The organism is Rhodoplanes roseus (assembly GCF_003258865.1).
GTDB lineage: Bacteria > Pseudomonadota > Alphaproteobacteria > Rhizobiales > Xanthobacteraceae > Rhodoplanes > Rhodoplanes roseus.
The window spans coordinates 1-251 of record NZ_NPEX01000927.1; the positions used below are offsets into that span (position 1 = coordinate 1).

At 60.2% G+C, this 251-nt stretch carries 1 protein-coding gene; it reads right to left on the reverse strand.

Annotated features, from left to right (window positions below):
• The coding region (locus CH341_RS33045) for a carbonic anhydrase (RefSeq protein WP_281023748.1) at nt 1-216 on the reverse strand (216 nt) is incomplete at its 3' end.
• Nucleotides 217-251 lie beyond the last annotated feature (35 nt).

A 251-nucleotide genomic window follows, 5' to 3' on the forward strand; every position in this document is an offset into this window, starting at 1 on the left:
CGGCACAAGATTGGCCACGTTGCGCACGACGAAGAGTTCGCCGGGCCGGGCATCAAAGATGACCTCCGGCGAAACCCGCGAATCGCAGCAGCCGATGACCATGATCTCCGGTCTCTGCCCGACCTCTGCGAGCTCGGCATATTGATGCTGCTCGATGGGCAGTCGGCCATCGCGGAAAGATTGATAGCCCTGAAGGAGACGCTCGGGAAAACGCATATGACACACCTCTAGGCCGGCGGATTCGCCGAAAA